The 18,816-nt window shown below is 65.7% G+C and carries 25 protein-coding genes and 1 tRNA gene; 18 read left to right on the forward strand and 8 right to left on the reverse strand.

The window, feature by feature from the left end:
- Positions 1-4: 4 nt before the first annotated feature.
- Both C7455_RS07650 and C7455_RS07655 read right to left on the reverse strand, forming a co-directional pair.
- Positions 5-1,138, reverse strand: a complete 1,134-nt coding sequence (locus C7455_RS07650) for a polysaccharide biosynthesis/export family protein (RefSeq protein ID WP_245904261.1) — start codon at positions 1,136-1,138, stop codon at positions 5-7.
- A gap of 84 nt (positions 1,139-1,222) precedes the next feature.
- Positions 1,223-2,512, reverse strand: a complete 1,290-nt coding sequence (locus C7455_RS07655; RefSeq protein WP_109667088.1) for a capsule biosynthesis protein — start codon at positions 2,510-2,512, stop codon at positions 1,223-1,225.
- Positions 2,513-2,682: 170 nt separating this feature from the next.
- Here C7455_RS07655 and C7455_RS07660 point away from each other — a divergent pair, with 170 nt between their 5' ends.
- From C7455_RS07660 to C7455_RS07695, 8 genes are all read left to right on the forward strand, one after another.
- Positions 2,683-3,270, forward strand: coding sequence for a riboflavin synthase (locus C7455_RS07660; protein WP_109667090.1), 588 nt, complete (start codon positions 2,683-2,685; stop codon positions 3,268-3,270).
- Between the two features lie 49 nt (positions 3,271-3,319).
- Positions 3,320-3,898: a hypothetical protein gene (locus C7455_RS07665; protein ID WP_109667092.1), complete on the forward strand. Its 579-nt coding sequence runs from the start codon at positions 3,320-3,322 to the stop codon at positions 3,896-3,898.
- A 108-nt stretch (positions 3,899-4,006) separates the two neighbouring features.
- Complete coding sequence (ribB, locus tag C7455_RS07670; protein ID WP_109667534.1) at positions 4,007-5,137, forward strand: 3,4-dihydroxy-2-butanone-4-phosphate synthase; 1,131 nt, start codon at positions 4,007-4,009, stop codon at positions 5,135-5,137.
- Positions 5,138-5,686: a 6,7-dimethyl-8-ribityllumazine synthase gene (locus C7455_RS07675; RefSeq protein ID WP_109667093.1), complete on the forward strand. Its 549-nt coding sequence runs from the start codon at positions 5,138-5,140 to the stop codon at positions 5,684-5,686.
- A complete protein-coding gene (gene nusB / locus C7455_RS07680; RefSeq protein WP_109667095.1) occupies positions 5,683-6,192 on the forward strand; it encodes a transcription antitermination factor NusB in 510 nt (169 codons plus the stop codon). The genes C7455_RS07675 and nusB overlap by 4 nt, the downstream gene beginning before the upstream one ends.
- A gap of 111 nt (positions 6,193-6,303) precedes the next feature.
- Positions 6,304-7,215 carry a calcium/sodium antiporter gene (locus C7455_RS07685; protein WP_245904275.1) on the forward strand — a complete coding sequence of 304 codons (912 nt, stop codon included), beginning with the start codon at positions 6,304-6,306 and terminating at the stop codon, positions 7,213-7,215.
- A gap of 103 nt (positions 7,216-7,318) precedes the next feature.
- Entirely contained in the window at positions 7,319-7,636 is a 318-nt protein-coding gene (locus C7455_RS07690) for a hypothetical protein (RefSeq protein ID WP_211315463.1), read from the forward strand.
- Between the two features lie 306 nt (positions 7,637-7,942).
- The gene (locus tag C7455_RS07695; protein ID WP_109667536.1) at positions 7,943-8,401 is read left to right on the forward strand and encodes an MmcB family DNA repair protein; all 459 of its coding nucleotides are present in this window, start codon (positions 7,943-7,945) and stop codon (positions 8,399-8,401) included.
- Here the strand turns inward: C7455_RS07695 and C7455_RS07700 are convergent.
- Positions 8,398-8,595 carry a DUF6324 family protein gene (locus C7455_RS07700; RefSeq protein ID WP_109667537.1) on the reverse strand — a complete coding sequence of 66 codons (198 nt, stop codon included), beginning with the start codon at positions 8,593-8,595 and terminating at the stop codon, positions 8,398-8,400. The genes C7455_RS07695 and C7455_RS07700 overlap by 4 nt on opposite strands.
- A 149-nt stretch (positions 8,596-8,744) precedes the next feature.
- Between C7455_RS07700 and C7455_RS07705 the strand changes: the two genes are divergently transcribed.
- Positions 8,745-8,821 (forward strand) — tRNA-His (locus C7455_RS07705).
- 8 nt (positions 8,822-8,829) lie between these two features.
- Here C7455_RS07705 and C7455_RS07710 read toward each other — a convergent pair.
- A complete protein-coding gene (locus tag C7455_RS07710; protein ID WP_109667098.1) occupies positions 8,830-9,150 on the reverse strand; it encodes a DUF6476 family protein in 321 nt (106 codons plus the stop codon).
- Here C7455_RS07710 and C7455_RS07715 point away from each other — a divergent pair.
- Together C7455_RS07715 and rpoH are read left to right on the forward strand one after the other, a co-directional pair.
- A complete protein-coding gene (locus C7455_RS07715; RefSeq protein WP_109667100.1) occupies positions 9,149-10,174 on the forward strand; it encodes an RluA family pseudouridine synthase in 1,026 nt (341 codons plus the stop codon). The two genes, C7455_RS07710 and C7455_RS07715, sit on opposite strands and share 2 nt — an antisense overlap.
- 156 nt (positions 10,175-10,330) lie before the next feature.
- Entirely contained in the window at positions 10,331-11,227 is an 897-nt protein-coding gene (gene rpoH, locus C7455_RS07720) for an RNA polymerase sigma factor RpoH (protein WP_109667102.1), read from the forward strand.
- Positions 11,228-11,324: 97 nt separating this feature from the next.
- Here the strand turns inward: rpoH and C7455_RS07725 are convergent, their stop codons facing one another.
- Positions 11,325-11,891 carry a carboxymuconolactone decarboxylase family protein gene (locus tag C7455_RS07725; RefSeq protein WP_211315464.1) on the reverse strand — a complete coding sequence of 189 codons (567 nt, stop codon included), beginning with the start codon at positions 11,889-11,891 and terminating at the stop codon, positions 11,325-11,327.
- Between the two features lie 111 nt (positions 11,892-12,002).
- On the opposite strand from C7455_RS07725, the gene C7455_RS07730 reads away from it, so the two are divergent.
- The 7 genes from C7455_RS07730 to bfr all read left to right on the forward strand — a co-directional run bounded on the left by C7455_RS07730 (position 12,003) and on the right by bfr (position 15,334).
- Positions 12,003-12,644: a TetR/AcrR family transcriptional regulator gene (locus tag C7455_RS07730; RefSeq protein ID WP_170119027.1), complete on the forward strand. Its 642-nt coding sequence runs from the start codon at positions 12,003-12,005 to the stop codon at positions 12,642-12,644.
- Positions 12,645-12,675: 31 nt separating this feature from the next.
- A complete protein-coding gene (locus tag C7455_RS07735; RefSeq protein WP_109667107.1) occupies positions 12,676-13,650 on the forward strand; it encodes a Gfo/Idh/MocA family protein in 975 nt (324 codons plus the stop codon).
- The gene (locus C7455_RS07740; protein WP_109667109.1) at positions 13,650-13,955 is read left to right on the forward strand and encodes a DUF4389 domain-containing protein; all 306 of its coding nucleotides are present in this window, start codon (positions 13,650-13,652) and stop codon (positions 13,953-13,955) included. The genes C7455_RS07735 and C7455_RS07740 overlap by 1 nt, the downstream gene beginning before the upstream one ends.
- A 58-nt stretch (positions 13,956-14,013) precedes the next feature.
- Positions 14,014-14,259: a CDGSH iron-sulfur domain-containing protein gene (locus C7455_RS07745; RefSeq protein WP_109667111.1), complete on the forward strand. Its 246-nt coding sequence runs from the start codon at positions 14,014-14,016 to the stop codon at positions 14,257-14,259.
- A 95-nt stretch (positions 14,260-14,354) separates the two neighbouring features.
- Positions 14,355-14,519, forward strand: a complete 165-nt coding sequence (locus C7455_RS20105; RefSeq protein WP_170119028.1) for a hypothetical protein — start codon at positions 14,355-14,357, stop codon at positions 14,517-14,519.
- The gene (locus tag C7455_RS07750) at positions 14,516-14,749 is read left to right on the forward strand and encodes a (2Fe-2S)-binding protein (protein ID WP_109667112.1); all 234 of its coding nucleotides are present in this window, start codon (positions 14,516-14,518) and stop codon (positions 14,747-14,749) included. Before C7455_RS20105 ends, C7455_RS07750 begins: the two co-directional genes overlap by 4 nt.
- A 99-nt stretch (positions 14,750-14,848) precedes the next feature.
- The gene (gene bfr / locus C7455_RS07755; protein ID WP_109667114.1) at positions 14,849-15,334 is read left to right on the forward strand and encodes a bacterioferritin; all 486 of its coding nucleotides are present in this window, start codon (positions 14,849-14,851) and stop codon (positions 15,332-15,334) included.
- An 85-nt stretch (positions 15,335-15,419) separates the two neighbouring features.
- On the opposite strand, the gene C7455_RS07760 is transcribed toward bfr, so the two are convergent.
- The 3 genes from C7455_RS07760 to C7455_RS07770 form a co-directional block, all read right to left on the reverse strand.
- On the reverse strand, positions 15,420-17,252 hold the full coding sequence (locus tag C7455_RS07760) for a M3 family oligoendopeptidase (RefSeq protein WP_425450633.1): 1,833 nt from the start codon (positions 17,250-17,252) through the stop codon (positions 15,420-15,422).
- 141 nt (positions 17,253-17,393) lie between these two features.
- The gene (locus C7455_RS07765) at positions 17,394-17,750 is read right to left on the reverse strand and encodes a hypothetical protein (RefSeq protein WP_146199953.1); all 357 of its coding nucleotides are present in this window, start codon (positions 17,748-17,750) and stop codon (positions 17,394-17,396) included.
- 52 nt (positions 17,751-17,802) lie between these two features.
- Positions 17,803-18,813 carry an endonuclease/exonuclease/phosphatase family protein gene (locus tag C7455_RS07770; protein WP_109667540.1) on the reverse strand — a complete coding sequence of 337 codons (1,011 nt, stop codon included), beginning with the start codon at positions 18,811-18,813 and terminating at the stop codon, positions 17,803-17,805.
- Between the last annotated feature and the right edge of the window lie 3 nt (positions 18,814-18,816).

An 18,816-nucleotide genomic window follows, 5' to 3' on the forward strand; every position in this document is an offset into this window, starting at 1 on the left:
CCGGTCAGTTCGCGGTGTTGCCGACAGTCCGTGCGGCGCCCAAGGTCCCGGTCAGCGCGCCGATGGCGTTGTTCCATTGTGTGATGGGTGCTGCGGTGACATAGACCGTGTCGCCGTCGCGGATGACGAAATCGCGCGCCTCGAACATGCCGGTTGGGGCGGTCAGGTCGAGCACATAGACCATGCGCTGCGCCCCGATCAGGTCATCGCGGCCCAGCACGGCGCGGGCGATGGGCTCGGGCTCGTTGCGCAACACGAAGACGCCTGTGGGATCGGCCAGGTTCGGGTTCAGGCCGCCGACCGAGGCGATGGCCTCGATGGCCGAGATGACCTGCGACTCGAAGGGTACGATGGTCTGCGTGCCGGTCGCGCCCAGCGCGGTGAAATCCCGGCTGTCTTCCTCGACCAAGATGCGGTCGCCCCCGCGCAGCGCGATGTCGACGGTGGGGTCGCGGAACAGGTCCTGAAACCAGATCGTGCCGCGATGATTGCCGCGCACCAGCGTGACCTGCGCAATCTCGGGTGCGACGGTCACGCCACCGGCGGCCGCCAGCATGGCCGACAGCGTGCGCGTGGGCCGCTGGATCGGATAGACGCCCTGACCGCCGACGACGCCCGTGACGGTCACGGTCGAGCCATCGCCCGCCGTGCGGCGCACGATGATCTGCGGGTCAGGGGTCTGTTCGTCGAGATTGCGGGTGATGACGCCCCGCAGCGCTTCGGGCGTGTTGCCCGCCGCCCGGATGCGGCCCGCATAGGGGATGAAGATGAAGCCCGCGCCATCGACCTCGACCTCTTCGATCACGGCTGCGGCCGAGCCTTGGCCGGCGAGCAACCCGTCGGTGACGTTCTCGTAAATCGTAAAGGACACACGGTCGCCGGGGCGGATCACGTCGGTGTCGGCGACGCCTGCGTTGATCAGTTCGGGCGGAAAGCCCAGCGCGGGCACCACGGCAGTCGCCGCGGTCACACGCTGGTTGACCTCGACCACGAAAGCGTCTCCCTCACGCTGCACTGAACCTGCGAAAATCTCGTTGCGGGTCGGGCCCGCACGGGGAAGCAGACCGCAGGCCGAAACCGCGGTCACAAGCACGCATAGCGCGGCCACGCGCGCGCTGCGATACACCGTCGATGTCACGGGGTGGCTCCTTATTGCCTGTACTGCCTCAGTCTTCTTTTTTTGTGACATTAGCGATTTTATGCAGGCCGCGCCAGCCTTTGTTCACTTGACCAGCCGCAGGTGTTGCCGCGGTGCAGGCCGGCCGGCCTGCAGGGCCTCATAGGGGTCTTCGGCCGACAGCATCATGTCGACGACCTGCCGCAGCAACTGCCGCCGTCCGCGCGCCGAATAATAGCTGCCGGTGATCTGTGAGGTTTCCAGAAGGAAATGGCGGTAATCGCGGTAGGCGCGGCTGTCGGGGCGGGTGGGGTTATGGAAAAACGCCTCCATCGGCTGATCCGACACGAACTCGGGCTTGAGATAGACCGCCTGCCCGAAAGCCTTGAGCGGCAGGCCCCGCCACAGCGCCTGTTGCGCAGCGGTGGAATTCACCGTCACGGCAGAGCGCGCGTCGTTGAGAAGCCGCGCCAGCTTGCCGCCGCGCACATAATGCACCCGCGCCTCGACCCCATGGGCGGCCGCGATCCGCAAGATGTTGGCGCGCAAGGGCGTGCGCCCGTCCTCCAGCGGATGGGCCTTGAACACGAGGTGATGATGGGCGGGCGCGCCGCTGGCAAAGCCCATGATCAGCACCTCGAGGAAATCGCTCATCGTGCCAAAGGGGCTGTGGTCGCGGAAACTCGCGTCATGCTCCAGCTGCAACAGCGCCAGATGATAGGGAAAGCCCCCCGTCTTGATCCGCGTCGTCGCCTGCACCCGGTCGAGCCAATGCACCGGCATCAGCGCCAGCCGCTTGAGATAGAGACGGAATTCCTGCCCGACGCTGAGCGCCCTGTGGGTGCGGAACCCGGCATAGGCGCGGTTCCTGAGAAACACGTGAAAATGATAGAGCGCGCCGTAAAAGATATGCTGGCGCATGTCGCCCCAGCGCGCGGGCGCGTCGGGCAGATCGAGGTCCAGCCCCTCCAGCGCGCGGCGCATGTCGGCCACGCTCAGGTCCATGATCCGCGAATGCCCATTGGCGCCGCCGCGTTCATAGGTGACCCAATAAGGGCGCAGATAGCCTTCCTCGAAAACATGGACGGTCAGGCCGCGCGCGCGGGCAGCCGCGATGGCGCTGGCATGGATCGGGCGCGTGTCGCCGTATAGCACAAGATCGGTGACGCCCTTTTCGTCCATCAGCGCGGCCGCACGGTCGGCCCAATCCTCGGGCGCGCCGGTAAAGGGGATGTAGCTTGCGCGCTCGGGCCAAAAGGCATGATCGCCTTGGTTGAAGCCAACGCGCCACGTCGCAGCCCCCGCCGCACGCAGCATGCGGCCCAACTGGCCGAAATAGGGGCCATGCGGGCCCTGCAGGAACAAAAAGACGCGGTTTGCGTGGCTTGGGGCCATGGACTGGACTACTCGTGGACAGGTGCAGGGATGCGGTCTTGGCGGCAGCAAAGCAAGACATGGCGGCGGTCTGCGGGCGAAACCGGGACGGTTTCGTGGCGGAACCGCCCCTTGAAGCGGCGCAGGGCGCGTGGTTTGTCTGGGGCATGACATAAAGCGGGAGATGGGCGATGTTCACGGGGATCGTGACCGATCAAGGCGAGGTGCGGCAGCTGACGAAAGCCGGCGACCTCAAGGCGCGGATCGCCACCGGCTATGACACGGGCGGCATCGAGATCGGTGCCTCCATCGCCTGCGACGGGGTCTGCCTGACGGTGACAGGCTTGGGCGAGGATTGGTTCGAGGTCGATATCTCGGCCGAAACCGTCTCCAAGACCAATGTCTCGGGCTGGGCCGAGGGGCAGCGCCTGAACCTCGAACGCGCGCTCAGGCTGGGCGATGAATTGGGCGGGCATATCGTCTCGGGCCATGTCGACGGCGTGGCCGATGTGATCGCCATGGCCGAGGAGGGTGACAGCACCCGCATCACCTTTCGTGCGCCCGACACGTTGGCCCGCTTCATCGCGCCGAAAGGGTCGGTGGCACTGAACGGCACCTCGCTGACGGTGAACGAGGTGGAGGGCGCGACCTTTGGCGTGAACCTGATCCCGCATACAAAGGCGGTGACGACATGGGGCACAACGGCGGTGGGCGACCGTGTGAACCTCGAGATCGACACGCTGGCGCGCTATGTCGCACGGCTGCAGGACTGGGGCTGAGCCTCTCCGGCAGGGGTAGACTAAAAGAGAGGGAAAGGCGCGGCAGAGCATGAGCACGATTGGACACAACGGCGGGCCCTCGATGGAGCCGGGTTTCGGCTTTCGCAAGCTGGCCTGGACGAGGGCGCGCGCGGAGCTGATGCCGACCCTCCCGCTGGAGGTCGTGCGGCTGAGGGTCAAGCGCGCAGCGCGGCTGGGCCTCCCCTACAAGACCTATGCCACGATCCGCGCGACCTCGGGGCAGGACATCGTGGGGTTCTTGTTTTCCGGCAACGCGCTGGAGCTTCGGGTGGGTCAAGTGGCGCTGGGCCAGGAGGTCATGGCCCGTCTGGCCGGGCTGGAGGGCGCGGCGCACCGCCTTGCCGCCATCTATGCGCCCAGCCCCCCCGAGGCTGTGCTGGCGGCAAATCCTGGCCTGATCGACGCGGCCCTCCGCGCGCCCGGCTTCACCGCCACATGGCGCGAGACGCGCGACAGCCTGCGCGGCGCGCTGGCGGCGCGCAGGCTGCCCTGTGACGGGGTCGTGCTGGTCGCCGCCACCGCGGTGGAACGCGGCTGGGGCGCGGCGGCGGGACTTGGCGGCGTGATCGACCGCGACATCCTCTTCGCCGCAGGGGGCGCGGCCTAGTCTCTGCCCGGGGCATGGTCTATGTGCGCCGATGCCGGGCGACGCCCGATTGCACCCGCAAGGCGCGCGGTCTATTTGCGCCCCAGACGCCGCGCGATGAGGATGACCATGACGCAACCCTATGAAGAGCCCGGACCGGTCGAGCGCGACTGGTCGGACGCGATTTCCTCGATCGAGGAAATCCTCGACGAGGCGCGCAACGGCCACATGTTCATTCTCGTCGATCACGAGGACCGCGAGAACGAGGGTGATCTGGTGATCCCCGCGCAATGGGCCACACCCGATGTGATCAACTTCATGGCCACCCATGGCCGCGGGCTGATCTGCCTGTCGATGACCTCCGCGCGGATCGACGAATTGGGCCTGCCGCTCATGTCGACCAACAATTCCTCGCGCCACGAAACCGCCTTCACCCTGTCGATCGAGGCGCGCGAGGGCGTGACCACCGGCATCTCGGCCGCCGACCGCGCGCGCACCGTGCAGGTCGCGATCGACGCCAGCCGCGGCGCGCAGGATATCGCCACGCCCGGCCATGTCTTTCCGCTGCGCGCCAAGGATGGCGGCGTTCTGGTCCGCGCGGGCCATACCGAGGCGGCGGTCGATATCTCGCGGCTGGCCGGCCTCAACCCCTCGGGCGTGATCTGCGAGATCATGAACGAGGACGGCACCATGGCGCGTCTGCCCGATCTGGTGGCCTTCGCGCAGCGCCATAACCTCAAGATCGGCACGATCAGCGACCTGATTTCCTACCGCCGCCGCCACGACAATCTGGTCAAGGTCCGGCAAGAACAGACCATCACCAGCGAGTTCGGCGGCGAGTGGGTGATGCGGATCTACACCGACGAGACGCAGGGCGCCGAACATATCGCGCTGGTCAAGGGCGACATCACCACGCCCGAGCCGGTGCTGGTGCGGATGCACGCGATGGACCCGTTGCTTGACGTGGTGGGTGCAGGCCCCAAGGGCCGCGCGGCCGAATTCGGCGACGCGATGCGCCTGATCGCGGACGAGGGGCGCGGCGTTCTGGTCTTGCTGCGCGACCTGACCATGAAGCTGGCCGTGGGCGACGAGGTCAGCCCCCAGACGCTGCGCCAGTATGGGCTTGGCGCGCAGATCCTGTCCTCGCTGGGGGTCAGCGACATGATCTTGCTCACCAATTCCCCCAAGCCGCGCGTCGTCGGGCTTGAGGCTTACGGCCTGTCCATCACGGGCACGCGCAAGATATCGGAGCTTGGATAGATGGCCGGACATTCCGACAACGACATGGCGCTGCCGCGCTTCGACAAGCCCACCAAGGTCGCCATCGTGATCGCGCCCTACTACACCGCCATCGCGCAGGCGCAGATCGCGGCTGCGGCCGCCGTGCTGGAGCTTGCCGGCGTGAGCCATGAGGTGATCGAGGTGCCCGGATCGCTTGAGATCCCGACAGCCATCGGCATCGCGCATCGGCTGTCGAATTTCGACGGCTTCGTGGCCTTGGGCTGCGTGATCCGGGGCGCGACCTCGCATTATGACGTGGTCGTCAACGAAAGCTCCCGCGCGCTGACGTTGCTGGGCTTGCAGGGTATCTGCATCGGCAATGGCATCATCACGGTGGAGACACGCGAACAGGCCGAGGAACGGGCCGATGCCGCCCGGCTCAACACGGCCGGCGGGGCCGCGCAGGCAGCCCTCCACCTGATCGCGTTGACGCGCCGGTTCGGTCAGCCTAAAGGCGGCATCGGTTTCAAGACCCGCCCCGATGTGATCGAGGTCGCGGGCGACAACGAAGGCCCTGCATCGGCATGACGGACGACCCCGCCCAGACCCCTCCCGTGCCGCGCCCCAAGGCGCTCAGCCGCGAGGAACGCCGCCAGATGAAATCGGCTGCCCGGCTTTACGCCGTGCAGGCGCTGTTCCAGATGGAGGCCTCGGGTCAGACCCGTCAGGTCGTGCGCCGCGAGTTCGAGACGCACCGCTTCGGCGAGATCTACGAGGGCGAGGAGATGGCCGAGGGCGATCCCGACCTTTTCGCCAAGACGCTGGAAGACGCGGTCAACTGGCAAGCCAAGATCGACCAGATGACCGACCGCGCGCTGGTCGCCAAATGGCCGATCCACCGCATCGACCCTACGCTGCGCGCGCTGTTCCGCGCCGCAGGCGCAGAACTGGTCGAGGGCGAGGCGCCCCCCAAGGTCGTGATCAGCGAGTATGTCGACGTGGCGCGCGCCTTTTTCCCCGAGGGGAAAGAGCCGAAATTCGTCAACGCCGTGCTCGACCATATGGCCCGCGAGGCAAAGCCCGAGGCGTTCTGAGACCGTCGGCGGGATATTTTCCGCCACGCCTTGCGGCCTTCGGCGCCCCTCTCCATCTGCGCTGAAGCCGCCGCTGCGTCGGGCCATCGGGAGAGACAAATCTTGGACACCGTGATGATGCTTGCGGGCCTCGCCCTTCTCTTGGGCGGGGGCGAGGGGCTGGTGCGCGGCGGCGTGGCGTTGGCCACGCGGATGCGCCTGCCGATGGCCGTGGTGGGGGCGGTCGTGCTGGGCTTTGGCACTTCGATGCCCGAGATGCTGACATCGCTGTCGGCGGCGCTTGCGGGTGCGCCGGGCATCGCCATCGGCAATGTGCTGGGGTCCAACATCGCCAACATCTTGCTGATCCTTGGCGTGGCCGCCGTGATCGCGCCGATCCCCGCCGGAGCGGCCGGGATCGAGGACCGGGTCTGGCTTGCCGTGGCCACCGTGCTGGGTATCGCCGTGATCCTCGTGGGCCTCACCGTCGGGCGCATCGAAGGCACAGTCTTGCTGGCGGCGCTCGCCATCTACATCTGGCGCGCGTTGTCGCGCGACGCCGAAGTGGCGCCAGTGCCGGGGATCGAGGGCATGAGGGCAGCGCGCATCGCGCTGTTTCTGGCAGGCGGGCTTGTAACGCTCATCGGGGGCGCTTGGCTGCTGGTCGAGGGGGCGACGGGCATCGCACGCAGCTTGGGCATCGGCGAGACGGTGATCGGGCTGACCGTCGTGGCGGTAGGCACTTCGTTGCCGGAACTGGCCACCAGCGTCATCGCCGCGCGGCGCGGCGAAGCGGGGCTGGCGCTGGGCAATGTGCTGGGGTCCAACGTGTTCAACATTCTTGCCATCCTCGGCCTGACTGCCGTGATCGTGCCGATCCCCGTGCCCCCCGGCCTGTCGCCGGTCGATCTGGCTGTCGTCGCCGGATCGGCGGCGCTTTTGCTGGTGGCACTCTTTCTAGGGCGGATCGGGCGCGGCATGGGGGCGGTATTCGTGACGCTTTACGCAGGCTACATCGGCTGGCTGGCGCTATCTGTTGCCTGATTGTTGGGCAGATCCACACCACCATCCGCGCCAGAGCGCCACGCCCCCTTGCGCGACAGACCCGGCGCCATCATCTTTCCCTCAACGAACAGAGGAGTCGTGCATGCCCGATCACATCCGTTTCATCCTGCGCCATGCGGCCTTCGGCTTCGTCTTGGCCTTTGTCTTCGTTGGCATGCTGCTGGCCTTCGATGTGGCCGGGCTCTGGCATCTTGTGACCCACACGGTCGAGGGACCGATCGCGCTGGCTGTCTTGACGGTGCTGTGCGGGATAACCTTCGGCTCGGCACAGGTCGGCTACAAGATCATGACCATGGCCGATGACAGCGACGACGACAAGCGCGGACGCCGCGATGGCGTGTTCACGCTTGACGCGATGCCGGTTCCTGTCCGCATCCGCAGCGACGACCCGCGCCGCTGACATTTCAACCCATTACAACAAAAAACGCCGCCCCTCGCAGGGCGGCGTTTTTGTATGGGGTGACGGGGACCGCAGCATCCGTGGAGGCGTTTAATTCCCGAGGACCTGTGTGTACAGGTGGGCACCAGGTAATCAGACCAGGATCCGATCAGAGCCAGCTCCCTCGAAAATGCTTAAGGCCACCGGAATTTTGCCACAGGCACGGGACGAGCAGATCCGTCACCACCGCAGATAGGCGGGCAGGGGGATTCTGGCAAGGGGTGCGCCCCGCTTGCCTTTGTTCCCTGAATGTTCCATCTTGCGTTCATGACCGACCTTGCGCCCCCGTTCCTCGATACGCGCGCGCCCGGCCAGCTTCTGGCGCGGGGCGTCTGCCGCCATCTGCGCGGACATGATTTCGTCACGCTCGAGGAATTTACCCCCGAACGCGGAAAGCGGCTTGATGTGATGGCGCTTGGGCCGCGCGGTGAGCTTTGGGTGATCGAATGCAAATCCTCCCGCACCGATTTCACCTCGGATGGCAAGTGGCAGGGCTATCTCGAATGGGGCGACCGCTATTTCTGGGCTGTGGACGAGGCCTTTCCGACCGACCTTTTGCCCGAGGGCACGGGCCTGATCATCGCCGATGCCTATGACGCGGAAATCCTGCGCATGCCCGACGAGGTGAGATTGCCCCCCGCGCGCCGCAAGGCGGTGACACAGCGTTTTGCCCGCCACGCGGCGCTGCGGCTGCAGATGCTGCGCGACCCGGGCCTGATCCTTTAGCGCTTTTTCTTGCCCATGGCACGCGCGGCGGCGGCGGCGGCGCGCAATTCCTCGGCGATTTCCTCGGCTTCCTCGGGGTCGAAGTCGAGCGGCAGGTCGATCCCGTCCCCCTCGACGTAGATCCGCACCATGCCAAGCGTCGTCGGCCCGATCTGCAGATTCGCGGCCACGTCGTTTTCGCTGTTGATGCCCATCGGTCCACCCTCCAACATTCCGGCCGGAGGTAGCGGCAGATGGCCGTTTGTGCAAGCGAGCCGGTGTGGAATACCTGACCCGCAGGGTGCGCCTGACCCCTTGCAATCGACCGACGCGGGCGCTATCCCCCGCGCCAGACGCAAGTCATGCCGGCGTAGCTCAGTTGGTTAGAGCGCTTGATTGTGGATCAAGAGGTCCCCCGTTCGAGCCGGGGCGCTGGTACCATTCCCACTTCAGTCGATGGTGAAATCCCGCATCAGCACGCGGCTTTCACTGTCGTAGATGCGGATCACGCCATCGTCGCCGACGATCACGGTCCGCCCGTCGACGATACTGAACCCCACCAGTCCGACGCCCTCGGGCAGCACGAAATCGCCCGGTGCGATGACCACGGGCGCGGTATCGGCGTTCAGGCGGATGACAAGCAGCACGGTGATCGCTAGAACGCCCCCGATCATCGACACGGTCAAAACCGTCACCAGCCGCTTGAGCCAGCGCAGCTGCGGCGGCAGATCGCCCTCGGTCCCCGAGGTTTCAGGAGGCTCCACGCCCATGCCCACCCATATCGTGACGGTCGAAATCGGGCCGGACCCGGCCCCCCGCCTTGATAAGGCACTGGCCCGCGATGTGCCAGAGGAGGCGCATCTGAGCCGCTCGCGCCTGATGCGCCTGATCGCGGACGGCGCGGTGCGCCTGAACGGTGCGCCCGTGACCGATTCCCGCGCACGCGTCGCAGAGGGCGATGTGGTCGCCATCACCGTCGAGGAGGCGGCCGAGGTGGAAACGGCGGCCGAACCCATCGCGCTCAAGGTCATGCATGAAGATGCCGACCTGATCGTGATCGACAAGCCTGCCGGAATGGTGGTGCACCCCGCGCCCGGATCGCCCGGCGGCACGCTGGTCAACGCGCTCTTGCATCATTTCGGCGGCAACCTGTCGGGCGTGGGCGGCGAAAAGCGCCCCGGCATCGTGCACCGGATCGACAAGGACACCAGCGGCCTTCTGGTGGTGGCGAAATCCGACGCCGCCCATCACGGCCTTGCCGACCAGTTCGCCGCCCATACCGTTGACCGGGAATACATCGGCATCTGTCACGGGCTGCCCGATCCCGCAGACCCGCGTCTGAACGGCGTCAGGGGCGTGAATTTCGAAGCGGGCGCGGTGCTCAAGATCACGACCCATCTGGCCCGCCACAAGACCGACCGCCAGCGGCAGGCGGTGCTGTTTCAGGGCGGACGCCATGCCGTCACGCGCGTCCGGGTCGAGGAACCGCTGGGCCCCGTGACGTTGGTCACCTGCCGTCTGGAAACCGGGCGCACGCATCAGATCCGCGTTCACATGGCTCATGTCGGTCACGCGCTGGTCGGCGATCCGGTCTATGGGGGGCGGCGCAAGGTCTCCGACAAGCTTCTGGGCGCGGATTTGGCTGAGGTGATCAACCGCTTTCCCCGGCAGGCGCTCCATGCTGCGCGGTTGGGGTTCGTGCATCCGGTGACGGGCGATGACATGAGCTTCGAGGCTGATCTGCCGCCAGACATGGCCGCGCTTTTGCAGGGACTGCGCGCGGCGGGCCTGTAATCTGTGCGCACATGCACGTGATATCACGGTAACGCGACTTGCCGTTCGTGGGCGCAAAGGGCACATTCTGAACCGACGCGTTCACTTCGGCTCTTGACGAAAAGTTAATCTGATTTACATACTTCCCTAACGGAGCCTAACAGGGGGTCCCCAAAAATGACCACTTACGCCAATCTCCCGGCGCCCTCGCCGGAACAGGGCCTGAACCGCTATCTTCAGGAAATCCGCAAGTTCCCGATGTTGGAACCGGAACAGGAATACATGCTCGCCAAACGCTGGGTCGAGGATCAGGACACCGCCGCCGCCCACCAGCTGGTCACCAGCCACCTGCGGCTCGCGGCCAAGATCGCCATGGGCTATCGCGGCTACGGCCTGCCGCAGGCCGAGGTGATTTCCGAGGCCAACGTGGGCTTGATGCAGGCGGTCAAGAAATTCGACCCCGAAAAGGGCTTCCGCCTTGCCACTTACGCGATGTGGTGGATCCGCGCCTCGATCCAGGAATATGTCCTGCGGTCGTGGTCGATGGTGAAACTGGGCACCACCAGCGCGCAGAAAAAGCTGTTCTTCAACCTGCGCAAGGCCAAGGCCCGCATCGGCGCATTGGAAGAGGGCGATCTGCGCCCCGAAAACGTCGCCCGCATCGCCCATGACCTCGGCGTGACCGAGGCCGAGGTGATCTCGATGAACCGGCGGCTGTCGGGGGGCGACGCGTCGCTCAACGCCACCATCGGATCGGAGGATGACGGCTCGACCCAATGGCAGGACTGGCTCGAGGATGAGGGCGCCAATCAGGCCTCCGACTATGCCGAGCGCGACGAATACACCCAGCGCATGTCCTTGATGAGTCAGGCGATGGAGGTTCTGAACGAGCGTGAGCGCGATATCCTGACCCAGCGCCGTCTGCTCGATGAGCCGGTCACGCTCGAGGATCTGTCCTCGGTCTACAGCGTCAGCCGCGAACGCATCCGCCAGATCGAGGTGCGCGCCTTCGAAAAGCTGCAAAAGCGGATGCGCGATCTGGCGAAAGATCAGGGCATGCTGGCCAACGCCTGAGCCACTCATCGCACGACCAATCCAGACGCGTGGCCCGGGGTGGACCGACCCCGGGCCAGTTTCTTGTTCGGGCGGCAGGCCCGACCCCGAAAGCGGATCAGGCTGCGCTCTGGCCCGCCTTCTCCCACAGATAGGCCTGCATCGGCGCATCCACAGGGGTTTGCGCAAGATGATTGGTGTAGTTCGACATCACCTTTTGCGACACGCCAAGAATGACTTCCAGGATCTGGCGCCGCGTGAAGCCTGCCTCGAAAAAGGCCGCCACCGTCGCATCGTCGACCATGCCGCGCTGGCGGACCATGGCGAGGGTAAAGCTGCGCAGGGCTTCAAGCCGGGCATTGGGCAGCGGCGTCTCGTTGCGCAGCGCTTCGGTGATGGCGTCATCGACCTTCATCATCCGGGCGATGCCGGTATGGGCGGGCACGCAATAATGGCAGGCATGTTCGACGTTGATCGTCTGCCAGACAACCGTCAGCTCGTCCTTGTCGAAACTTGTCTGTTCCGCAAACAGCTTGTGGGCGGTCTGATAGGCTTGCAGCAGAGCAGGGGCCTCGGCCATCACGGCATGCAGGCCCGGGATGCGTCCAAAGGCCTTTTGCGATGCCTCCAGCAGCGGGCGGCTGGCCTCTGGCGCAGTCTCGAGATCATGCAGTTCGAAGGTCATGATGATATCTCCTTGAGGTAATTGAGTGATCGCTCAAAAATGCCTAGCTTTACCTGAGCCTCCGCTCAAGATATATTTTGAGCGATCACTCAAATGCGATCAGGAGCAGTCATGGGACGCGCGGCCAGCTATGACCGGCAAAAGGTGCTGATGGCGGCGCGAGATCTTTTCTGGGCGCGCGGCTATCACAACACGTCGCTCAAGGATCTCGAGCATGGGCTCGACATGCGACCCGGCTCGATCTACGCCGCCTTCGGCTCGAAAGAGGCGTTGTTCCGCGAGGCGCTCGACCTGTACGTCAGCACGGGCCAAGCCGATCTGGCCATGACGCTGTCGGGGGCCGCCTCGCCCATCGCGGGTCTGGCCGCGCATGTCCGCAGCCTTGGCGGCATTTTGCGCGGCAAGGCGCCGTCTCGGGCCTGCATGCTGGTCAAGACCCTGCTGGAAACGCCCGATGATGATCCGGTCTTGCGCCGGTCGGTCGAAGAGGTGCTGCGCCGGGTGGAGCTGATTTTTCACGACGCGTTCCGCAAGGCGCGCGATGAAGGTGAGATTGCCGCCGATGTCGATCCCGAGCTGCTGGCGGCGCGCCTGCAAGTTGCCATTTTTGGCCTGCGGGCCTATGCACAGCGCACAGACGCGGCCGACCGGGTAGAAAAGCTGGTCGAGGACATCGCGCGCGGGATCGAAGCCTTGGCCATCCGTGCGCCGTCTCGCGCAGCGCTGCCTTGTGCCCCCGGTCCCGCGTCATAGTCACAGACCGAAGAACCGAGGCAGGCCCACCATGACACAAGATCACATCCGTTGGGGCATCCTTGGGGCGTCGGGCTTTGCCCGCAAGACCATGGCCCCCGCCATCAACGAGGCGCGCCGGTCGCGCCTTGCCGCCATCGCCACGCGGGACCGCGCGCGCGCCGCCCCCTTTGCCGAGATCGCGCCGGGCCTCAGGGTGCATGACAGCTACGATACCCTTCTGGCCGACCCCGAGATCGACGCGGTCTATATCCCGCTGCCCAACGCGCTCCATGTCGACTGGTCGATCCGCGCGGCCGAGGCTGGCAAGGCGGTGCTGTGCGAAAAGCCCATCGCGCTGCGGGCGTCCGACTTCGACCGCCTGATCGCCGCGCAAGACGCGACCGGGTCCCTGATCGCCGAGGCCTGGATGCCCGCCCATCATCCCCAGTGGCACAAGGCCCGTGAATTGATCGCGGATGGCGCGCTGGGGCGGCTGCACACCGTCACCGGCGCCTTTACCTACGGCCTTGCGGACCCAAGCAACATTCGCCTCTCCGCCGACCTCGCGGGCGGGGCGCTTCGCGACATCGGGGTATATCCCATCGGCGCCTTCCGCTTTGCCACGGGGCTGGAACCTGTGCCGGTCTGGGCCGATGCGGTGATCGAAAACGGCATCGACACCTCTGCCTGGGTTCAGTCGCGGTCAGGCGCGGTTCGGTTCAACTTCCACGTCTCGATGCGCACGACGCGCTACCAGTCGATGATCTTCGAGGGCGACGCGGGCCGCCTGACGGTCGCGGCCCCTTTCAACGCCGGCCAATATGCGCAGGCCGACCTGATCTTGTCGTGCGACGGCCGCCCCACCGAGGTTTTCGCCTTCCCCGAGGCGCGGCAATACGCGGCCCAGGTCGAGGCGGTGGCGGCCACCCTTCTCGATCGCGTCGATTTCCCCTATCCTCTTGAGGCCGCGCGCGGCACGCAAGCCGCGATGGACGCGATGTTCGACCTTCTGGGGATGGGATGATGGACCGCAACGACGACGCACGGATCAAAGGCCGGCTGAACGGCGACCAGCCCGAAGCGCCCCGGGACGGCATGGGGATGCGCCTGCTCTATATGGTGATCATCGCCATCATGCTGAGCCTGAGCCAGACCGTGCTGACCCTGCTGACGGTGGTGCAGTTCATCGTGATGCTGGTCAACACCGGCGAGCGCAACCAGCGGCTGGCCGATTTCGGCACCGATCTGGGCATCTGGATGGCCAAGGCCGCGCGCTATCAATCCGCCGCCTCTGACGTGAAACCCTGGCCCTGGACCGATCTGGATTGACGCGGGGGCCGGGCGCGCCACCTTGGCTGGGATACGTCCAGCCAAGGAAGCCCGCCAGATGTCAGACGAAACCCCGATCATCGCCCAGAAAGCCCCGTTTCCCGTCGAGGTGACGGCAGGCAAGAACTATTTCTGGTGCGCCTGCGGACGGTCGCAGAACCAGCCCTTTTGCGACGGTTCGCACAAGGACACGCCCTTTCAGCCGCAGAAATGGACCGCCGAGAAAGACGGCACCGCCTTCTTTTGCGGCTGCAAGGCCAGCGCGCGCCAGCCGCTCTGCGATGGATCGCACAACAAGCTTTAAGCGCCGGTTGCGACAAATAGGCGATGCTTTTTGTAAGGATTGACATGTCCGAGTGAATTAGTCAGGTTTTGGGTATTGTGACCCGAAGGTGACCCATGCACACGCGCCCTCCGCCCTTGTTGCCCGACATCGCGCCGGTCGCCATGGCCGCCGATCTGCTCTCGGAATTCGGCGGTGGATGCTGCCCCTCGGTCACGGCCCTGCTGGAACGGCTGATCGATCGGCAGGCGACCCCCGCCACAGGGGGCCGCCGCCGATGATCGTCTGTCACTGCACCGGCATCAGCGACGCCGACATCCACAGCGCCATCGACTGGATGCGCGCCGCCGACCCCGACACGATCATAACCCCCGGCAAGCTCTACCGCGCGCTGGGCCGCAAGGCGGATTGCGGCGGCTGCCTGCCTCTGTTCCTCTCCACAATGCAGGCCTCGCCCGGCCTTGGCGTGCCCGCCGCGTTGCGCGGGCTCAGACGCCGCGCGCGGGTCTGACGGCCTTCGTTCAATTCCCCCAATGATCCAAATTACTTGACCCACCACCAGCCGCACGGGGCCTGACGCCCCCGGCCAGACAGACAGGAGAGCCGTGCCATGAAAGGCGACGCCAAGGTCATCGAATTTCTTAACGCCGCGCTGCGCAGCGAGTTGACGGCCGTGAGCCAGTATTGGCTGCACTACCGCCTGCAGGAGGATTGGGGCTATGGCCGCATCGCCGCCAAATCGCGCGAGGAAAGCGTCGAGGAAATGCACCACGCCGACCGGCTGATCGCGCGGATCATCTTCCTGGGCGGTCATCCCAACCTGCAAAAACTCGACCCGCTGCGCATTGGCCAGAGCTTGCGCGAAACGCTGGAGGCGGATCTTGCCGCCGAGCATGAGGCCCGCACCCTCTACATCGAGGCGCGCGACCATTGCGAAAGCGTCAAGGATTACGTGACCAAGGCCCTGTTCGAGGCCCTGATCGCGGATGAGGAAGGTCACATCGACTTCCTCGAAACCCAGATCGACCTTTTCGACCGTCTGGGCGAGGCCAATTACGGCCTGCTGCAGGCAAAACCTGCCAACGAGGCGGAATGAAGCCTGCAGGGTGGGCAATGCTGCCCACCTGATACGCGCATCCTACCGGACGGGCCTTGGCGGGCGGAAACGCCCGCCCGACGCCTCACCCCTCCATCGCCTCCAGCTCGTCGATCAGCCCCTCGATCATGCTCAACCCCTTGTCCCAGAACGCCGGATCGCTGGCATCCAGCCCGAAGGGCGCCAGCAATTCCTTGTGGTGCTTGGACCCGCCCGCCTTGAGCATCTCGAAATACTTTTCCTCGAACCCCGGCGTGCCTTCCGCATAGACCGCGTACAGCGCGTTCACGAGCCCGTCGCCAAAGGCATAGGCATAGACGTAGAAGGGCGAGTGGACGAAATGCGGGATATAGGCCCAGAAGGTCTCGTAGCCCTCCATGAAATCGAACACCGGCCCGAGGCTTTGGGCCTGCACGCTCATCCACAACAGATTGATATCCTCGGGCGTCAATTCGCCCTCGCGGCGGGCGGCGTGCAGCTTGCACTCGAAATCGTAGAACGCGATCTGGCGCACGACCGTGTTGATCATGTCCTCGACCTTGCCCGCCAGCAGCACCTTGCGCGCGGCGTCATCCTTCGCCTCGGCCAGCATCTTGCGGAAGGTCAGCATCTCGCCAAAGACCGATGCCGTCTCGGCGAGGGTCAGCGGCGTCGAGGACAGCAACTCGCCTTGTCCCGCCGCCAGCCGCTGGTGGACGCCATGGCCCAACTCATGGGCCAGCGTCATCACATCGCGCGGCTTGCCCAGATAATTGAGCATCACGTAAGGATGCACCTCGGCCACCGTCGGATGCGCAAAGGCGCCCGGCGCCTTGCCTTCCTTCACACCTGCGTCGATCCAGCCTTGGGTAAAGAACGGCTCGGCCAGTTCCGCCATGCGCGGATCAAAGCCCGCATAGGCCTCGCTCACCAGCGCGCGGGCCTCCTCCCAGCCAAAGACGCGGTTTTCCTCCATCGGCAGGGGCGCGTTGCGGTCCCAGACCTGCATCCGCTCCAGCCCCAGCCATTTGGCCTTCAGCGCATAATAGCGATGCGACAGGCGCGGGTAGGCTGCCACCACGGCGTTCCTGAGCGCCTCGACCACCTCGGGCTCCACATGGTTCGACAGGTGGCGGCCCATCTGCGGGCTGGGCAGCTTGCGCCAGCGGTCGGAGATCTCCTTTTCCTTGGCCAGCGTATTGTGCACCCGGGCAAAGAGCGGCAGCTTTTCCCCGAACGCCTCGGCCAGCGCGCGCGCCCCCGCCTCGCGGCGCGCGCGGTCATGGTCCGTCATCAGGTTCAGCGTCGCCTCGATGCCCAGCCGGTCGCCGTCGACCTCGAAACTCATCCCCGCGATCGTCTCGTCGAAAAGCTTGTTCCACGCGCTCGCCCCCACGACCGATTGATCGTGCAGGAATTTCTCAAGCTCATCGGACAGCTGGTAGGGCTTCATCGCCCGCATCCGGTCAAAGACCGGCTTGTAGCGCGCAAGGCCCGCGTCACCGCCAAAGACCGCGTCGTACCGATCATCGGGAATGCGGTTGAACTCGAGGCTGAAAAACACCAGCGCCGTGGTATATGTCGTGATCTTGTCTTGCATGTCCGACATGAACTTGGCGCGGCCCGCGTCGGTCGTATGCTGGTAATAGCGCAGGCCCGCGTAGGACATGATCCGCCCCGCCACCACGTCGATCTTCTCGTAGCGCGTGATGCAGTCCCGCATGCCCGCCGCATCGAGCCCAGCCAGCTTGCCCTCGTAGTCGGCGGCGAAACCGGCGCATTCCCCCTCCAGCCACGCCAGATCGCGCGTCAGCTCGGCCGCATCGGGGCTTGGGTAAAGATCCGTCAGGTCCCAGTCCGGCAAGTCCCCAAATGGCCCGCCCCCGGCGTCGCGTGCGGCGTCACGGGGCAGGGGCGCTGAGATCAGGGACAGATGCATGGGGAACCTCTCGGGAAAAACATGTCGCCGCAGATATGACCCCTCCGCCCCCCACTCTCAACCAAAAGCGCAGGCTCGCCCCTTCATCTTTTCGAAAATATGCCGGGGGGAAGGCCCGCAGGGCCGGGGGGCAGCGCCCCCCTACAGCTCGACCTCGCCGCCCTCACCCACCTCGGGCAGTGGCTCGCGACCGAAAGGCGGCGCCTCGGGGCTGCGGCGGATCAAGATGTCGCCATTGGGCAGCCGCTCGGGCAACTCGTAATGGGACAGGTCATCGACGATCTCGCCCATCCGCTCCAGCATCGGCACCACCTCCTCCTCCAAGAAGGGCTGCACCTCCTCCAGCATCGGGCGCATCTCGTTCAGCAGCCCTTCAAGGATCATCCGGCTGCCTTCGCCCAAAAGACCGAGGCCGTCGCGCAATCCCCCGCTGTCATCTTGCGCCACGGCGGGTGTCGACAAGCTCAGGGCTGCGGTCAGAAAAAGGACATGTCGCATGCTCGCTTCCTCCATTGCTGCGGCATCCAGATAATCATCCCCGGCGCGCCTTTCACCCCTCGGCCTCAAGGTCGAGCGTGACCGGGAAATGATCCGACGCCATCAGCAGCGCGTCGCGCAGGCCCTCATCCTCCCAGCAGGCAGGGTCCTCGAACGGGTGCCAGACGCGCCAGCGCCGCGCCATCGGCCGCAGGTCGGGCGAGACCATGATGTAATCCAGGAGCGCCGACAGATAGCGCCCTTCGGAGGCGATGTAGAAGCGCGCGGTGGTGGGCGCGGCGACGATCCGTCGCTCCAGCGCGCGGGCGGCATGGGGGTCGTACATCAGCCCGGCTTCGTCCTCGCCCCAGCCCATCACGATCTCGACGCCCGAGCGCCCGAACAGATCCTCGAACACGTCCAGACCCGGGCCGTCGTTCAGATCGCCCAGCAAGATGAGCGGCTCGCGCTGGGCCAGATGCGCCTCGACCCGGCGGCGCAGCCAGATGCATTGCGCCAGCTGCTTGCGCCGGTTGGCGATGGAGATCTTCATCGCGTGATCGGCGTCGCGCGCGCCATGGGGCGCCTTGGATTTCACATGCACGCCGATCATCCGTATCCTGCCCAGCGGCGTATCCAGCCGCATCTCCAGCGGCGGCTTGGAAAAGATCACCAGATCCTCGGTCGCGTCCACGTCCAGATCGATCCGGAATTCTCCGTCAAACCGCGGCGCGCCGAAATCCGAGGGCGCATGGGTCGCGCGCACCACATCGGGATCGTAGAGCAGCATGATCTCTTGCTGCGTGTCATTGGCGAAACCGAAACAGACCTCGCGCGCCCTCACCCCCGCGGCGCGCGCGAAGTTTTCCAGCGCTACGGCCCCGTTGCGGCGGCGCGAGATGTCGGGGGCCTCGACCACCAGCACCGCATCGGCATCCATCGCCCGGAACACGCGCGTCAGCCCGGCGATCTGCTGCGCGCGGGTCACGTCATGCCGCCCCGACCAGGCGTTGGTGTCAAGGAGGTGACCGTCATCATCGAACAGCGCGTGGAACCACTCCACGTTGTAGGTGGCGATGCGCAGCCG

Source organism: Roseicyclus mahoneyensis, assembly GCF_003148775.1.
GTDB classification, from domain to species: domain Bacteria; phylum Pseudomonadota; class Alphaproteobacteria; order Rhodobacterales; family Rhodobacteraceae; genus Roseicyclus; species Roseicyclus mahoneyensis.